General features: G+C 59.3%; 13 protein-coding genes. 8 read left to right on the forward strand and 5 right to left on the reverse strand.

Annotated features, from left to right (window positions below):
- Positions 1-238 precede the first annotated feature (238 nt).
- The 4 genes from pepA to ACR6AS_RS11665 all read left to right on the forward strand — a co-directional run bounded on the left by pepA (position 239) and on the right by ACR6AS_RS11665 (position 5,725).
- Positions 239-1,750 (forward strand): leucyl aminopeptidase, encoded by a 1,512-nt coding sequence (gene pepA, locus ACR6AS_RS11650; RefSeq protein WP_111138538.1) that lies wholly within the window; start codon positions 239-241, stop codon positions 1,748-1,750.
- Positions 1,751-1,816: 66 nt separating this feature from the next.
- Positions 1,817-2,275, forward strand: a complete 459-nt coding sequence (locus tag ACR6AS_RS11655) for a DNA polymerase III subunit chi (RefSeq protein ID WP_111138539.1) — start codon at positions 1,817-1,819, stop codon at positions 2,273-2,275.
- A gap of 5 nt (positions 2,276-2,280) precedes the next feature.
- Positions 2,281-5,136, forward strand: coding sequence for a valine--tRNA ligase (locus ACR6AS_RS11660; RefSeq protein ID WP_111138540.1), 2,856 nt, complete (start codon positions 2,281-2,283; stop codon positions 5,134-5,136).
- 79 nt (positions 5,137-5,215) lie between these two features.
- Positions 5,216-5,725, forward strand: coding sequence for a GNAT family N-acetyltransferase (locus tag ACR6AS_RS11665; protein ID WP_111138541.1), 510 nt, complete (start codon positions 5,216-5,218; stop codon positions 5,723-5,725).
- A gap of 34 nt (positions 5,726-5,759) precedes the next feature.
- Here the strand turns inward: ACR6AS_RS11665 and miaE are convergent, their stop codons facing one another.
- On the reverse strand, positions 5,760-6,521 hold the full coding sequence (gene miaE, locus ACR6AS_RS11670) for a tRNA isopentenyl-2-thiomethyl-A-37 hydroxylase MiaE (protein WP_434162249.1): 762 nt from the start codon (positions 6,519-6,521) through the stop codon (positions 5,760-5,762).
- Positions 6,522-6,575: 54 nt separating this feature from the next.
- Positions 6,576-6,995, reverse strand: a complete 420-nt coding sequence (gene rraB, locus ACR6AS_RS11675) for a ribonuclease E inhibitor RraB (protein ID WP_418803283.1) — start codon at positions 6,993-6,995, stop codon at positions 6,576-6,578.
- Between the two features lie 161 nt (positions 6,996-7,156).
- Between rraB and argF the strand changes: the two genes are divergently transcribed.
- The 4 genes from argF (at position 7,157) to ridA (ending at position 10,339) form a co-directional block, all read left to right on the forward strand.
- Positions 7,157-8,164, forward strand: a complete 1,008-nt coding sequence (argF, locus tag ACR6AS_RS11680; RefSeq protein ID WP_111138544.1) for an ornithine carbamoyltransferase — start codon at positions 7,157-7,159, stop codon at positions 8,162-8,164.
- A gap of 304 nt (positions 8,165-8,468) precedes the next feature.
- Entirely contained in the window at positions 8,469-9,404 is a 936-nt protein-coding gene (gene pyrB / locus ACR6AS_RS11685) for an aspartate carbamoyltransferase (RefSeq protein WP_293774162.1), read from the forward strand.
- A gap of 11 nt (positions 9,405-9,415) precedes the next feature.
- Entirely contained in the window at positions 9,416-9,880 is a 465-nt protein-coding gene (pyrI, locus tag ACR6AS_RS11690) for an aspartate carbamoyltransferase regulatory subunit (protein WP_010251684.1), read from the forward strand.
- Positions 9,881-9,952: 72 nt separating this feature from the next.
- Complete coding sequence (ridA, locus tag ACR6AS_RS11695; RefSeq protein ID WP_111138546.1) at positions 9,953-10,339, forward strand: 2-iminobutanoate/2-iminopropanoate deaminase; 387 nt, start codon at positions 9,953-9,955, stop codon at positions 10,337-10,339.
- 49 nt (positions 10,340-10,388) lie between these two features.
- Here the strand turns inward: ridA and lplT are convergent, their stop codons facing one another.
- From lplT to ACR6AS_RS11710, 3 genes are all read right to left on the reverse strand, one after another.
- Positions 10,389-11,579 (reverse strand): lysophospholipid transporter LplT, encoded by a 1,191-nt coding sequence (gene lplT, locus ACR6AS_RS11700; protein ID WP_111138547.1) that lies wholly within the window; start codon positions 11,577-11,579, stop codon positions 10,389-10,391.
- Positions 11,579-13,726, reverse strand: coding sequence for a bifunctional acyl-ACP--phospholipid O-acyltransferase/long-chain-fatty-acid--ACP ligase (aas, locus tag ACR6AS_RS11705; RefSeq protein ID WP_434162254.1), 2,148 nt, complete (start codon positions 13,724-13,726; stop codon positions 11,579-11,581). Before aas ends, lplT begins: the two co-directional genes overlap by 1 nt.
- 89 nt (positions 13,727-13,815) lie before the next feature.
- Positions 13,816-15,183 (reverse strand): efflux transporter outer membrane subunit, encoded by a 1,368-nt coding sequence (locus ACR6AS_RS11710; protein ID WP_111138549.1) that lies wholly within the window; start codon positions 15,181-15,183, stop codon positions 13,816-13,818.

Consider the following 15,183-nt stretch of genomic DNA (forward strand, 5'->3'; position numbering starts at 1 on the left):
TGCAGGAAAATCGCTAGTTTCAACGCTTATCAGCCATTTTTCTTCATCAATGGCCGTCGTCGTAGCTAAAATTGTATGAAAAACGCGTTCGGGTGGTGAAAAAACAACATCTTGTCACCCTGATTCATTATGACCTCCAGCGGCAGAATGTCATGCTGCGACAATGAATAAATGGGTCATGAGCGCGCTACATTCTAGCGGCAGCAGCGGCCGTTGTCTTTAAGATTCAGGAGAGTGCATGGAGTTCAGTGTAAAAAGCGGAAGCCCGGAAAAACAGCGCAGTGCCTGCATTGTCGTTGGCGTTTTCGAACCGCGTCGTCTGTCACCGATTGCCGAGCAGCTGGATAAAATCAGCGACGGCTACATCAGCGCCCTGCTGCGCCGCGGCGAGCTGGAAGGAAAAGTGGGCCAGACACTGCTGCTGCATCATGTGCCAAATATCCTGTCTGAGCGTATTCTGCTGATTGGCTGCGGTAAAGAGCGCGAGCTGGATGAGCGTCAGTACAAGCAGGTGATCCAGAAAACCATTAATACGCTCAACGACACCGGTTCGATGGAGGCGGTCTGCTTCCTGACCGAGCTGCACGTTAAAGGCCGTAATACGTACTGGAAAGTGCGTCAGGCGGTGGAGACCTCAAAAGAGGCGCTCTACAACTTTGATCAGCTTAAGAGCAACAAAGCAGAGCCGCGTCGTCCGCTGCGCAAACTGGTCTTCAACGTGCCGACCCGCCGTGAACTGACCAGCGGTGAACGGGCAATTCAGCATGGTCTGGCCGTCGCAGCCGGTATGAAAGCCGCGAAAGATCTCGGCAATATGCCACCCAATATCTGCAACGCCGCCTATCTGGCGTCGCAGGCGCGTCAGCTGGCCGATGCCTTCAGCAAAAATGTCACGACCCGGGTGATTGGCGAACAGCAGATGAAAGAGCTGGGCATGAACGCCTATCTCGCCGTCGGTGCCGGTTCGCAGAATGAGTCCCTGATGTCGGTGATCGAATACAAAGGCCATCCGGACGCTGATGCGCGCCCGATTGTGCTGGTGGGTAAAGGGCTGACCTTTGACTCGGGCGGCATCTCCATCAAGCCTGCCGACAGCATGGACGAAATGAAGTATGACATGTGCGGCGCGGCGGCCGTCTATGGCGTGATGCGGATGGTGGCAGAGCTGAACCTGCCGCTGAACGTGGTGGGTGTGCTGGCCGGATGTGAAAACATGCCGGATGGCCGCTCAATGCGTCCGGGCGATGTGCTGACCACCATGTCGGGCCAGACGGTCGAAGTGCTCAACACCGATGCCGAAGGCCGTCTGGTGCTGTGTGACGCGCTGACCTATGTCGAACGTTTCGATCCGGAAGTGGTGATCGACGTGGCAACGCTGACCGGTGCCTGCGTAATCGCGCTGGGTCATCACATCAGCGGCCTGCTGTCGAACCACAATCCGCTGGCGCATGAGCTGATCAGCGCCTCGGAGCAGTCGGGCGACCGCGCCTGGCGTCTGCCGATGGCGGATGAGTTCCAGGAGCAGCTGGAGTCCAACTTCGCCGATATGGGTAACATTGGCGGCCGTCCTGGCGGCGCGATTACCGCAGCCTGCTTCCTGGCCCGCTTTGCCCGTAAATATAACTGGGCGCACCTGGATATCGCCGGCACCGCCTGGCGCTCCGGCAAGGCCAAAGGCGCGACCGGACGCCCGGTTCCGATGCTGTCGCAGTTCCTGTTGAATCGGGCAGGATTGAACGGCGACGACTAAGCGCCCTCTTTCCTGACCGCAGGGGCGGATCTGATTCCGCCCCCTGATCTTCTGATGAGCTAACCGATGAAAAACGCAACCTTCTACGTGCTGGAAACCGATGCCCCCAGTGATGGCCTGAGCGCCGTTGAAGCCCTGGTGTGCGATCTGGCGGAAACACGCTGGCGGGCCGGAAAGCGGGTGTTGATCGCCTGCGAAGATGAGCAGCAGGCCATTCGTCTGGATGAAGCGCTGTGGCAACGACCGGCGAACGCCTTCGTGCCACACAACCTGGCGGGTGAAGGCCCGCGCTATGGCGCGCCCGTCGAACTGGCCTGGCCTCAGCGTCGTGGCAGTTCCCCGCGCGACCTGCTGATTAGCCTGCTGCCCCACTTCGCAGATTTTGCTACTGCTTTCCATGAAGTGATAGACTTCGTTCCTCACGAGGACGCTCTCAAACAACTGGCGCGCGACCGCTACAAAGCGTATCGCAGCGTTGGATTCCAATTGAATACGGCAGCGCCACCACAGCCGCAAACGACATAGCAGAAATGGAAAAGACATATAACCCGCAAGATATCGAGCAGCCGCTTTACGAGCATTGGGAAAAGCAGGGCTACTTCAAACCGAATGGCGATACCAGCCAGGAAAGCTTTTGCATCATGATCCCGCCGCCGAACGTCACCGGTAGCTTGCACATGGGTCACGCCTTCCAGCAAACCATCATGGACACCATGATCCGTTACCAGCGCATGCAGGGGAAAAACACCCTGTGGCAGGCGGGTACCGACCACGCGGGCATCGCCACGCAGATGGTGGTTGAGCGCAAAATTGCGGCTGAAGAGGGTAAAACGCGCCAGGATTATGGCCGCGACGCCTTCATCGACAAAATCTGGCAGTGGAAAGCCGAGTCTGGCGGCACCATCACCCGTCAGATGCGCCGTCTGGGTAACTCCGTCGACTGGGAGCGCGAACGCTTCACAATGGACGAAGGGCTCTCCAATGCGGTTAAAGAGGTGTTTGTCCGCCTCTATAAAGAGAACCTGATCTACCGTGGCAAACGCCTGGTGAACTGGGATCCGAAACTGCGCACGGCGATCTCCGATCTGGAAGTGGAAAACCGCGAGAGCAAAGGCTCAATGTGGCACATCCGCTACCCGCTGGCTGACGGCGCAAAAACGGCCGATGGCAAAGATTATCTGGTCGTCGCCACGACTCGCCCGGAAACCCTGCTGGGCGATACCGGCGTGGCCGTTAACCCGGAAGATCCGCGCTACAAAGATCTGATTGGTAAATTTGTGATGCTGCCGCTGGTGGGCCGTCTGATCCCGATCGTCGGTGACGAACACGCCGACATGGAAAAAGGCACCGGCTGCGTCAAGATCACCCCGGCCCATGACTTCAACGACTACGAAGTAGGCCGTCGTCATCGCTTACCGATGATCAACATCCTGACCTTCGACGGTGATATCCGCGAACGCGCGCAGGTCTATGACACCAACGGTGAAGCAAGCGACGCCTGCTCTGACGAGATCCCGGCCGCCTTCCAGAAAATGGAACGCTTCGCCGCGCGGAAAGCGATTGTCGCCGCCGTCGATGCGCTGGGCCTGCTGGATGAGATCAAGCCTCACGACCTGACCGTGCCTTACGGCGATCGTGGCGGCGTGGTCATCGAACCGATGCTGACCGACCAGTGGTATGTGCGCACTGCCCCGCTGGCGAAAGTCGCGGTTGAAGCGGTTGAGAACGGCGACATCCAGTTCGTGCCGAAGCAGTATGAAAACATGTACTTCTCCTGGATGCGCGATATTCAGGACTGGTGTATCTCCCGTCAGCTCTGGTGGGGTCATCGCATCCCGGCGTGGTATGACGAGAACGGCAACGTCTATGTTGGCCGCACCGAAGAGGAAGTCCGTGCAGAGAACAACCTGGCCGCCGATGTGGCGCTGCGTCAGGATGATGACGTGCTGGATACCTGGTTCTCCTCAGGCCTGTGGACCTTCTCCACCCTGGGCTGGCCGGAAAACACCGAAGCGCTGCGCACCTTCCACCCGACCAGCGTGCTGGTCAGCGGCTTCGACATCATCTTCTTCTGGATTGCCCGCATGATCATGCTGACCATGCACTTCATCAAAGATGAAAACGGCAAACCGCAGGTGCCTTTCAAAACCGTCTACATGACCGGTCTGATCCGTGATGAAGAGGGTCAGAAGATGTCGAAATCCAAGGGCAATGTGATTGACCCGCTGGATATGGTTGACGGCATCTCGCTGGAGGCGCTGCTGGAAAAACGCACCGGCAACATGATGCAGCCGCAGCTGGCAGAGAAGATCCGCAAACGTACCGAGAAGCAGTTCCCGGACGGCATCGAGCCATCAGGCACCGATGCGCTGCGTTTCACCCTGGCGGCGCTGGCCTCTACCGGCCGCGACATCAACTGGGACATGAAGCGCCTGGAAGGGTATCGCAACTTCTGTAACAAGCTGTGGAACGCCAGCCGCTTTGTGCTGATGAACACCGAAGATCAGGATTGCGGACAGAATGGCGGTGAGATGACGCTGTCGCTGGCCGATCGCTGGATCCTGACCGAGTTCAACAACACGGTTAAAGCGTACCGCGAAGCGCTGGACAGCTATCGCTTCGATATCGCCGCCAACATCCTGTATGACTTCACCTGGAACCAGTTCTGTGACTGGTATCTGGAGCTGACCAAGCCGGTGATGAACAGCGGCAGCGAAGCGGAACTGCGCGGCACCCGTCATACGCTGGTGCATGTGCTGGAAGCGCTGCTGCGCCTGGCGCACCCGATCATTCCGTTTATCACCGAAACCATCTGGCAGCGTGTGAAAGTGCTGAAAAACATCAGCGACGACACCATCATGCTGCAGCCGTTCCCGCAGTACGATGCGGCGAAAGAGGATGCCGAAGCGAAAGCGGATATCGAGTGGATGAAGCAGGCGATCGTGGCGGTGCGTAATATCCGTGCTGAAATGAACATCGCGCTGAGCAAACCGCTGGATGTGCTGCTGCGTGACTGCTCCCCTGCCGCGCTGCGTCGCGTCGAAGCGAACCGCAACTTCCTGTCGCGCCTGGCGCGTCTGGAAAGCCTGACCATTCTGCCTGCGGGCGAGAAAGGCCCGGTGTCGGTGACCAAGCTGGTCGAAGGCGCAGAACTGCTGATCCCGATGGCGGATCTGGTGGATAAAACCGCCGAGCTGGAGCGTCTGGCGAAAGAGCTGGTCAAGCTGGAGGTGGAGATTGAGAAGATCGAGACCAAGCTGGCGAACGAAGGCTTTGTTTCGCGCGCCCCGGAAGCGGTGGTCGCGAAAGAGCGCGAGCGCGTAGCCGAACTGCAGCAGTCAAAAGCAAAACTGATTGAACAGCAGGCGGTCATTGCGGCATTGTAAGCGTCTTAGCTGACAGCTTATTCATAAAGCCGGGCTTGCCCGGCTTTTTTATTGACCTCGTACAAATCCGGAAGAGATGATGACGACCAGCGCCAACCCGCTTTCTGACCTCCAGGTGCGGCCGATTACTGCCGCCGATAATCCGCATATTGCTCAGGTGATCCGCGATGTGTCCGCCGAGTTCGGCCTGACGGCGGACAAAGGCTATACCGTCTCCGATCCCCAGCTCGACCAGCTGTTCGAGCTTTACAGTGCCGAACAGAGCGCCTACTGGATTATTGAGTATCAGGGTAACGTCGTTGGCGGCGGTGGCGTGGCGCCTCTCGCCTGCAGCGCGCCCGACATCTGCGAACTGCAGAAGATGTATTTTCTGCCTGCCGTGCGCGGTCAGGGTCTGGCGCGCGAGCTGGCGCTGCGGGCGATGGAACATGCACGCCGTCACGGCTTCCGCCGCTGCTATCTGGAAACCACCGCCAGCCTGACGCGGGCGATTAAACTTTATGAGTCGCTGGGCTTTGAGCATATCGACGGCGCGATGGGCTGCACCGGCCATGTCGACTGCGAAGTGCGGATGCTGAAAGTGTTGTGAAACAGGGGCTGAACGCCCCGCTGATGTCGCAGAGTCAGAATGCCGGTACGCCGCTGTGAAAGCGCAGTTCGTTGTCCGGCTCGCTGATTAACCACCCTTCTGTGATGCCAATCGCCTGCACCCGTGGCGTGATATCTTTCGCCGCGATCTGCGCCGCCAGGGTCAGATAGTCCTGATAGTGCCGCGCCTCAGAGCGCAGCAGCGACAGATAGAATTTCGCCAGCTCATCATCAAGATAAGGAGCCAGACTGGCGAAACGCTCGCAGGAGCGCGCCTCGATATAGGCGCCACAAATCAGTTTATCCACCAGCGTTTCCGGCTCATGGGTGGTGACTTCACGCAGCAGCGATTTGGCGTAGCGGCTGGAGGTGATCTTCTGATAGACCAGCCCGCGCGACTGCATAATTTCCCACACCTGATAGAAGTGATGCAGCTCCTCTTTAATCAGCAGCACCATCTTCTCAACCAGATCATCCGCCCACGGCAGCGCGTTACGCACGATGATGCGTTTGGTCAGGTTTCTGTGGGCGTTGATAAAGTCGCTGTCGCCATCTTCGCGAAAGATAAAATCTTCATAGGGCTTCAGCCACGCCAGAATCGCGTCGCCGCTGGGTTTGTCAGCCACATATTTGCGGATCAGCCAGACCGCGGTCTGGGCGGCTTTCAGCTCGCAGACCAGATGATCAGTTAACAGCAGGGTCAGATTTTCCGGCTTGCGCGCCTCATCAATCCAGGCCTGGGGCGTGCGGCAGTGCAGAAACTGATAGATAGGTTCTAATAAAGGTGCGTAGTTCATGATGTTAAATGGCGTGGCAGAGGTGACAGGCGGAGAAATCTCCGCCCCGGCTACTTAGTGGCGAACACCATTATCATCTTCATCTTCAATGGCGTCATCTTCATCTTCATCTTCGGCATCGGGATCTTCGAAATAGGTGCCCCAGCCGTCATAATCGACGTTGTACTTGCCGATCAGGTTGACCAGCTGCTCAACCTGCGCATCGATCAGTTCCGGATTCAGCGCGGATTCGCTGATGATGTCCACGCACATTACCGTGGTGCCATCTTCCAGCTCCAGCTCTTCCGGCTCGGTCACTTCATAACCCAGCTTGAACGCGTCGACGGCGGCTTTTTCCAGTGAGTCAAAGTTATTGCAGGAGAGATGATGCTCGATGGTATAGAGCGCATCAGGATCGCTGCCATCCTCCAGCAGCTCTTCGATGATCTGCCGTGTCTCTTCCTGCTGCTCTTCCAGTAATGCTTCATATGCCATGACGATGTCCTCTCTGAGTTCGGCAATAAACAATTATTTTCCCACACTGCCTGTCGCGCCACTACACAAAACGAAAAGTTTATTCGCCCCCGCACTTGAAAATGAATATTCATACGGTTAGATTGAATTTTAATTCACTTTAGTGCTTACCGGAGCGTTGTATGAGTCAGCTGTATCAGCGTCATTTTCTCAGACTTCTGGATTTTACCCCCGCCGAAATCGATCACCTGCTCTCTCTTTCCGCTGAATTAAAACAGGCGAAAAAAAGCGCCAGCGAAGTGCAGTATCTGAAAGGCAAAAACATCGCGCTCATCTTCGAAAAAGACTCGACCCGTACCCGTTGCTCTTTCGAAGTTGCCGCTTACGATCAGGGTGCTAACGTCACCTATCTTGGCCCGAGCGGCAGTCAGATCGGCCATAAAGAGTCGATGCGCGACACCGCCCGCGTCCTGGGCCGGATGTACGATGGCATCCAGTATCGCGGCTACGGTCAGGCACTGGTGGAAACGCTGGCTGAACATGCCGGCGTGCCGGTGTGGAACGGTCTGACTACCGAGTTTCATCCGACCCAGCTGCTGGCCGACCTGCTGACGATGCAGGAGCATCTGCCGGGTAAAAAACTCAGCGAGATGACGCTGGTTTATGTCGGTGATGCGCGCAACAACATGGGAAATACCATGCTGGAAGCCGCCGCTCTGGTTGGTCTTGATCTGCGTCTGGTGGCCCCGAAGAGCTGCTGGCCGGAGGATGAACTGGTGGCGCAGTGCCGCGAAGTAGCACAGCAGACCGGCGGAAAGATTACCCTCACCGACGACATTGCCAGTGGCGTGAAAGGCGCGGATTTCATCTACACCGATGTCTGGGTGTCGATGGGCGAAGCTAAAGAGGTCTGGGCCGGGCGGATTGCCCTGCTGCGTGACTATCAGGTCAACCGGGCGATGCTCGACCTGACCGGTAACCCGCAGGTGAAATTCCTGCACTGCCTGCCCGCTTTCCATGACGATCAGACCACGCTGGGCCAGCAGATGGCGGAACAGTACGATCTGCCCAACGGCATGGAAGTCAGCGACGAGGTCTTTGAGTCGCCGCACAGCATCGTCTTCGATCAGGCCGAAAACCGCATGCACACCATCAAAGCGGTGATGGTGGCAACGCTGGGCCAGCGCTGACAGGACGCCGCAGGGCGCTGTCTCCACCGGACAGCGTCCGCCGCACTCGCCATGCCCCGCTGCCGGACACGCGCCGGCAACCGCCCCGCAAACGTTTTCCTCTTGCTGCCCTGCGACGAACGGGTATAATGCGGCCCAATTTGCCGGAGGAAATATGCGACAGCACAGCGGACAATTTGATGCTCAATCACGCCTGACCGCAGGCGGTGCTGCTGTTTCTTTCGGTCATCGACCCGATCTTAAAAAAGCCCCTTAAGCAGGGGCTTTTTTTTGTCCGCAATCCGGCCGCGCAGAGGAGAGAGCTATGGCTAACCCGCTATATCGCAAGCACATTATTTCAATTAACGACCTCAGTCGCGAAGAGCTGGAACTGGCGCTGCAGACGGCGGCGCAGCTCAAGGCCCATCCGCAGCCGGAACTGCTGAAGCACAAGGTGATCGCCAGCTGCTTCTTTGAGGCGTCCACCCGCACCCGCCTGTCGTTTGAAACCGCGATCCATCGGCTCGGCGCGTCGGCGGTCGGCTTTGCTGACGGCAGCAATACCTCGCTGGGCAAGAAAGGGGAAACCCTGGCCGACACCATTTCGGTCATCAGCACCTATGTGGATGCGATTGTAATGCGTCATCCGCAGGAAGGCGCGGCCCGGCTGGCGACCGAGTTTTCTGGCGGCATCCCAATCCTCAACGCTGGTGACGGTGCGAACCAGCATCCGACCCAGACGCTGCTGGATCTCTTCACTATCCAGGAGACCCAGGGCCGTCTGAATCAGCTGAATGTGGCGATGGTCGGCGACCTGAAATATGGCCGTACTGTCCACTCCCTGACCCAGGCGCTGGCGAAGTTTGAAGGCAACCGCTTCTTCTTTATTGCGCCCGATGCGCTGGCGATGCCCGCCTACATTACCGATATGCTGGATGAGAAGCAGATCCCCTGGTCACGCCACGACAGCTTCGAAGAGGTGATGCCGCAGCTCGACATCCTCTACATGACGCGGGTACAGAAAGAGCGGCTCGACCCCTCAGAGTATGCCAACGTCAAAGCGCAGTTCATCCTGCGGGCGACCGATCTCGGGACGGCGCGCGACAACATGAAAGTGCTGCACCCGCTGCCGCGTATCGATGAGATCACCACCGATGTCGATAAGACCCCCTACGCCTGGTATTTCCAGCAGGCGGGTAACGGCATCTATGCGCGCCAGGCTCTGCTGGCACTGGTTTTAAACAGCGAACCCGCCCTGTAAGGAGAGACCCCATGACTCAGGACAACAAATTGCAGGTCGAAGCGATCAAGCGCGGCACGGTTATCGACCATATCCCGGCGCAGATCGGCTTTAAACTGCTCTCTCTGTTCCGGCTGACCGAAACGGATCAGCGCATTACCATCGGCCTGAACCTGCCATCCGGTGAGATGGGCCGCAAGGATCTGATCAAGATCGAGAACACCTTTCTCACTGACGATCAGGTCAATCAGCTGGCGGTCTATGCCCCTCATGCCACGGTCAACCGCATCGATGACTACGAAGTGGTGGCGAAGATCGCCCCGACGCTGCCGGATCACGTTGAGCGCGTGCTGACCTGCCCCAACAGCAACTGTATCAGCCGCAGCGAGCCGGTCTTCTCCAGCTTTGCCGTCAAGCAGCGCGCCGATGATGTGCACCTGAAGTGCAAATATTGCGAGAAAGAGTTCGCCCGCCATGTGGTGCTGGGTCACTGGTAATCGTCCTGCCCGACCTTATAATGGGCCTGAGCGGCGGCATCGCCGCCTGACGACATAATCAAAGGAGCCATGATGTCTCGTGAAATCAGTACTGAAAAAGCCCCTGCCGCTATCGGTCCCTATGTTCAGGGTGTCGATCTGGGCAGCATGATCATCACGTCCGGGCAGATCCCGGTGGATCCGGCGACCGGCCAGGTTGCCGATGACGTTGCCGCACAGGCGCGTCAGTCGCTGGAAAACGTGAAGGCGATTGTAGAAGCAGCGGGTCTGAAGGTGGGCGATATCGTGAAGACCACGGTTTTCGTCAAGGATTTAAATGATTTCGCTACGGTCAATGCGACCTATGAAGCGTTTTTCACCGAACATCAGGCTCACTTCCCGGCGCGTTCCTGCGTTGAAGTGGCGCGTCTGCCAAAAGATGTGAAGATCGAAATCGAAGCGATTGCCGTCCGCCGCTAAGCGCGTATGCCGCCGCCTGCCGCGAACGCTGGCAGGCGGCGAAGCCGTTTTACCGCTTAGCCGGACGCCACAGCCACAGCAGCGCTATCGCCAGCGCAAACAGCACACCGAAGCCGATGCCCGTCGCCACCGCAGGCGCACCCGCCCTGATCGCCAGCGTATAGAGTCCCAGCATGATCAGCATGGCGCTGTTCTCACCCAGATTCTGCACCGCAATGGCATTACCGGAGCCGACGCTCTCTTTGCCCCGCGCCTGCAGCAGCGCATTCAGCGGCACCACAAAGAACCCGCCCAGCGCACCAACCAGCATCAGTATCAGATAAGCATTCAGCAGAGCGTGCTGCAGCGAGAAGAGCACGACCATGACGCCAATCAGCACCCCGGCCGGCATACAGCGACGCACGGTCTCCAGCGTCACCAGCTTCGCCGCCGCCGCCGCGCCAATCACAATCCCGATCGCGACCATGGCATTCAGGGTAGTTGGCGTGGTGTTGTCATTGATGCCCAGCGCCACCGGCACCCAGAGCACCAGCAGGAAACGCAGCGTCACGCCTGCGCCCCAGAACAGACTGGTGCCGAGCAGCGAGAAGCGCGTCTCCGCGTCACGCCACAACAGCATGACGGCAGCGAAGAAGCGGCGCACCATCATGCCAGGCTGCCAGTTCTGACCGGGACGGGCAGCCTGCAGCTTCGGGATAAACAGGTTCGCGATGACAGCGATGCCGTAGGTCAGCGCACAGATCCCCAGTGCCGCCAGGATATGCCAGTCGGCCAGCATCCCGCCCGCTACCGAGCCGAGCAGGATGGCGGCGATGGTAGACGCCTCCATCAGCCCGTTGGCTTTTACCAGCTTATCGCCGTGCGTGATCTCCCCCAGGATGCCATATTTGGCCGGTGAGTAGGCTGCGGCACCCGCGCCCACCAGGGTATAGCCGACGAAGGGATTGAAGCCGAAACAGATCACCAGCGCACCCAGCAGTTTCAGGCTGTTGGCGAGCATCATCACACGCCCTTTTGCCATGCTGTCCGCCACCTGACCAACAAACGGCGCCAGCAGAATATAGGCGGCAACAAACAGCATCTGTAATACCGGCTGGCTCCAGTCGGGATAGAACTGACTTTTCAGTACCGCCAGCGTGGCAAACAGCAGCGCGTTGTCGCCAAAGGCCGAAAAGAACTGGGCGATAATCACGGCGATCATGCCGCGCGACATCAGCGGCGCATTGGGATCCAGGCGCATTACTTCTCCTCTTCCGCCATTTTCTTCAGCGTCACGTAATCGGGTTTGCCGCTGCCGAGCAGCGGTAACTGTTTCACGACCCGGATATCGCGCGGCAGCGCCAGCTCCGGCGCACCCAGCTCACGCGCCGCTTTCTGCAGGCTGTCGCGCGCCAGCTCAGCATCGGTGGTGAACAGCACCAGCGCCTCACCACGCTGACCATCCGGGCGCAGCGAGGCGGCATGATGTCGGTCCGGCGACGCTTTAAGAGCGATCTGTTCCACGATCTCCAGCGATACCATCTCCCCGGCGATCTTGGCAAAGCGTTTGGCCCGCCCCTGAATCTGGCAGAAACCGCCCTCGTCGAAGCTGACGATATCGCCGGTGTCATACCAGCCCGCTTCCATATTGCCTTCGCCATCGTCGGCAACCGGCGTCTCCAGCACGCCAGGGTTTTCTACCCGCAGGTAGCCCTTCATCACGTTTGGTCCGCGCAGTTGCAGTCGTCCGCCCTGCTCAATGCCCGGCACCGACATCAGGCGTGAATCCATGCCCGGCAGAATCCGTCCCACGGTGTGCGCTTTTGTCGCCATCGGCACGTTGATCGCCACCACCGGCGCGCACTCGGTGACGCCGTAGCCTTCGAGGATGCGAATGCCATACTTCTCCATATAAGTCTGGCGGGTCTGCTCCTGCAGTTTCTCCGCACCCGCAACCACGTAGCGCAGACGGGCAAAATCGTAGGGCGCGGCAAAGCGTGCGTAGTTACCCAGGAAGGTGGAGGTGCCAAACAGCACGGTGCAGTTACGGTCATACACCAGCTCCGGCACGATGCGGTAGTGCAGCGGGCTGGGATAGAGAAAGACCTGCGCGCCGGTCATCAGCGGCGTGAATAGCCCCACGGTCAGGCCAAACGCATGAAACAGTGGCAGCGCCGACATAAAACGGTCACGCGGCGTGAAGTCTGCCACGGTTCGGATCTGTTCGACGTTGGCCAGCAGGCTTTTATGCGAATGCACCACCCCTTTAGGGTGCCCTTCCGAACCGGAAGTGAAGAGCACCATCGCCGCGTCTTCCGGCTGCTGGGGCAGCTGCGCACGGCGCGGCATCAGCAGATGGGCGAGGATCCACAGCTTGTCCTTGCCGGTAACGGTCTCTTTCAGATCTTCCAGATAGATCCACTGCACCTCATCCAGCCCCTGCGGCAGATGCCACAGATTGCCCTTCTCCAGGAACTGACGCGAGGTAAAGATCGTTTTGATCTGCGCGGCGGTCAGCGCCGCCCGCATGCCGTTAACGCCCGCGGTGTAGTTGAGCATCGCTGGCACGCGCCCGCGCAGCGTGGCACCGAAAATCGCCGCCGCCGTGACGGTGGTATTGGGCAGCAGCAGCCCCACCACCTCACGCGGCTGACTGTAGCGCTCCAGAATGCGCCCCACGCCCAGCGACTTCTTCAGCAGGCCGTTGTAGCTGTCGGGTTTGAAATTGACATCTTCGATGCAGCGCTTAAACGCGCCGTAACGCGTTCGTGCCGCCAGAAACGCCTCGAACAGCGTTTCACGCGGACGCACCGCCATGCGCGCTTCCATCATCACATGGTGCAGGTGCTCACCGGCCAGCACGCGCCGATCGCGCGCCCGTTTCGCCTCCGGCATCGGAATGCGGGTGGCGGGCAGAATGCTCAGGGTGATGCGCGGGAAGAGACGACGCTTAAACACCCCCGCCAGACGACCAAAGGGCGTAAACTCCGCGCCTTCGATGCGCACAGGCACCACGCTGGCGCCGGAACGCGCCGCGACAAAGCCTGCGCCGCTGTAAATCTTCATCAGCGAGCCGGTCACCGTAATCCGGCCTTCCGGGAAGATCACCACCGGACGACCGGTGTCGATCAGCCGGACCAGCTGCTTCAGCGCCATCGGACGCGTCGGGTCCAGCGGCACAAAATCGATAAAGGGTTTCACCAGACGCATAAACCAGCTTTCGCTGATGGTGCTATAGATAGCGAAGACCGGCTTGATCGGCAAAAATAGCGCCAGCAATATGCCGTCGAGAAACGACATATGGTTCGGCGTGATCAATACCTTCTCTTTATTCAGTTCGGTGACATCGCCCCGCAGTTCGACCCGCCACAACAGGCGGAATATCAGGCGCAAAAGTGTGAAAACCATGCCGGCTCCTTAGCATCATGAAAATAGCCCCTCACGATGCAGGATTTAACGCGGTTCGACAACAGAATTATCGGCGTTACGGCGCGACCTCAGGGCGCCTGCCAGCTGCCGCCCAGCGCGGCAATCAGCGCCACGCTGCTGACCCACTGCGTGCTCTGCAGCGTCAGCAAACTCTGCTGCGCACTCAGGCTACTGTTCTCCGTGGTTGCCACATCCAGGTAGTTAATCATGCCCGCGTCATACTGCAGACGCGTCACCCGCGCCGAGGTCTGCGCCGCGTCGGTGGCGCGCTGCTGTGCTGCGATCTCGCCCTGCAGCGTATTCAGCTCTACCAGCTTGTCCTCTACCTCCTGCATGGCCGTCAGCACCGTCTGACGATAGGTTGCGACGCTGGCCTCCCAGCCCGCCCGCGCCTGATCGACCTTCGCTGAGGTCGCGCCCGCGTCGAACAGCGTGCCGCTGAGTTCCGGCCCCAGCGACCAGACGCGGCTCGGCAGCGAGAACAGCGAGTGCAGCACCGACGAACTGACACCCGCGCTGGCGCTCAGGGTAAGATCGGGATAGTACCCGGCCACCGCCACCCCCACGGCCGCATTGGCGGCGGCCATATTGCGTTCAGCGTACGCAATGTCAGGACGGCGCTGCAACAGCTCGCCCGGCAGGGCGGCCGGAATCGCGGGCGGCGTAGCGGTCAGCGGCGCGGCGGCCAGACTGAAGTCGGCGGGGGCTTTGCCGACCAGCAGCGCAATGGCATGCTCCATCTGCGCACGCTGCCACTGCTCATCCTGCGCCGAGGCGCGGGCACTCTCCAGTTGCAGCTGCGCCTGTGCCAGAGTGGCACGCGATGCGGTGCCCGCCTGATACTGGCGGCCGATCACGTTCAGGTAGCGCTGATAGGCGTCAACGCTCTGCTGATAGCGTGCGATTTTCTGATCCATGATCCGCAGCTGGAAATAGTCCTGCGCCAGCTCTGACTGGGCGCTCAGGGTGATATTAGCCAGTTCCGCCGCGCTGGCCGAGGCGCTGGCGCGATCCTCCTCCAGCGTACGCCGCAGTTTGCCCCACAGATCCAGCTCCCAGCTGGCGCTCAGCGCCGCCTGATGGCTGCTGCTGGTAGTGATTTGACTGCCGCTGCGCGTTACGCTGCCGTCATAGCCCAGCGAGGGAAACAGCGCCGCGCGTGACTCTGCCGCCAGCGCCTGCGCCTGCCGGTACTGCGCACTGTAGGTCGCTACGTTCTGATTCGACACACTGACCTGACTCAGCAGCCCGCTCAGCGTGGCGTCATGGTACACCAACCACCATTCGCCTTTGCTTTGCGCATCACGCGGCGTCGCCGGCTGCCAGCCCCGTGCCTCTTTATAGTGAACCGGCATCGCCATCGATGGGCGCTGATAGTCGGGGCCAACGCTGCAGCCAGCCAGCAGCAGCACAATAAACGGGAGATAAGGTTTCAT

The organism is Pantoea phosphatilytica (assembly GCF_051025615.1).
Classification (GTDB): domain Bacteria; phylum Pseudomonadota; class Gammaproteobacteria; order Enterobacterales; family Enterobacteriaceae; genus Pantoea.